Source organism: Peribacillus sp. NPDC096622, assembly GCF_044762665.1.
Taxonomy (GTDB): domain Bacteria; phylum Bacillota; class Bacilli; order Bacillales; family DSM-1321; genus Peribacillus; species Peribacillus frigoritolerans_B.
This window is the reverse complement of the sequence record NZ_JBIWES010000054.1, coordinates 1-1,949: the sequence shown is the minus strand read 5'-3', so window position 1 is coordinate 1,949 and position 1,949 is coordinate 1. Positions and strand designations below refer to the sequence as shown.

The following is a 1,949-nucleotide window of genomic DNA, read 5'->3' as shown; positions in this document are numbered from 1 at the left end:
AGAATTTCAATACTCTGTTTAAAAGTAGAATGAAAAAATAATTTCCCTAATACACCGAGTGGTGCAAATCGTTGATACATCAATGTTTATAGAGGCAGTTTAGTTCATCAAGAAATGGATAAAAATGTGACAATAAAAGAAGGAACGATAAATTAATAACATACCTCGATTCATATTAACGTCATAAGTGAGCCACCAATAGCTCCGGTTATTACTATAACCCAAGGCGGCAATTTCCAGTACACAAGCATACTGAATAAGATCGCAGCAAAAGCAAAGTCTATAGGAGCTATGATGGAGCTGGTCCAAATGGGATTATAAAATGCCGCAATTAAGATGCCTACAACTGCTGCATTTACTCCCATTAATGCCCCTTTTACTTTAGGATTACGGCGTAATGTGTCCCAAAATGGCAATGTCCCTAAAATAAGGAGAAATGCAGGTAAGAAAATAGCAATTGTTGCTAATAAGCCACCTTGCCATCCATTTATCACGGCACCAATGTACGCTGCAAACGTAAATAATGGTCCTGGAACAGCTTGTGTTGCACCATATCCAGCAAGAAATGTTTCTTTGTCTAGCCATCCAGTAGGGACAAATTCACGTTCAAGCAAAGGCAAGACTACGTGTCCACCACCAAACACTAAAGAACCAGACCGATAAAAGCTATCAAACAAAGCAATCCAATTTGATGAAGTAACTTCCCGTAAAATTGGAAGTAGAAAAAGTAACCCGAAAAATAATGCTAAACTAACAAATCCAACACCCCGCGAAATCGGAAAATGAATGTTAGATTCATAACTTTCGTCGTGTTGTTTATAAATTAGAAAACCAATTAATGCGGCCAGTATGATAATACCTACTTGCACATAGGCAGTCTGCCACATCAAGGTCCCAATCAAGGCTATTAATGCAACTGTTTTTCTCTTTATATCTGGAGTTAAATTTTTTGACATCCCCAAAATGGCGTGTGCAACTATGGCTACGGCTACTATTTTTAATCCGTGTATCCAGCCTGCATTTGAAACATCCATTCCTTGGAGAAATAATGCTAATATTATTAATGCTATCACCGAAGGCATTGTAAAACCAAGGAAAGCTAAAATTCCACCGATGATGCCTCCCCGCATAACTCCGACTCCAATTCCAACCTGACTGCTAGCTGGACCAGGCAAGAATTGACACAAAGCAACTAAATCAGCATAGCTTTTTTCATCCACCCATTTTCTTCTTCTAACATACTCATTCTGAAAGTAACCTAAATGTGCTATTGGTCCACCAAACGATGTTAAACCAAGCTTTGTTGAAACAAATAGTATTTCAAATAGTGACTTAAAACTTCTGTTTGTTTTGTTTTGATCCACTTCATTATTCCTCCTATTCTTTAATGTCTTTAAAAAAGTTCATAAGCTTTCTTTCTAGCTTCCATATCCTTTTTCAATTGTCGAATAATAACACTTCCTTATTTTCCCATCGGCGTTTCGTTCTCCTTTTACTAAAAGTTCATCAGATTCCATTGTGTGAAGAATCGGATATAAAGTACCCGAACTGATGTTATATCCGTGTTCTTTAAGTTCTTCGAGAATCCAAAGACCGAAGATAGGGTGTTCTTTAAAGAGATGTAAGATATGTATCTGTATAATTCCAATGTTTTACCTACTGACTATCAACACTATATGGCAATATCGATTATCTATATTGAAGTATAATTGTTAAAAATGTTTAATTTTAAATTCTAACAATAAATTTACACACTCTTAATATTTGATCATTTAAAAAATATTCCTTGTTGAACTAACTGGTGGCGTTAGCTGAAGATCAGAGCTGTCTTTAAGGCAGCATTTTTCTTTATGCAACTAAACCAGCTAATAGTTAGTCAACATTTTTCAATTAAAACTTAAAATATTTCATGCTATACTAAATTTGTGCATGCCAAATAACCTTCCAAT

General features: G+C 35.6%; 1 protein-coding gene and 1 pseudogene. Both read right to left on the bottom strand.

Features of this window, described 5'->3' with window-relative positions; all coding sequences use genetic code 11:
• Positions 1 to 170: 170 nt before the first annotated feature.
• A complete protein-coding gene (locus ACIQYG_RS26795; protein ID WP_402844608.1) occupies positions 171 to 1,364 on the bottom strand; it encodes a chromate transporter in 1,194 nt (397 codons plus the stop codon).
• A gap of 29 nt (positions 1,365 to 1,393) precedes the next feature.
• Positions 1,394 to 1,649 (bottom strand): annotated as a pseudogene (locus ACIQYG_RS26790) (PadR family transcriptional regulator).
• Positions 1,650 to 1,949 lie beyond the last annotated feature (300 nt).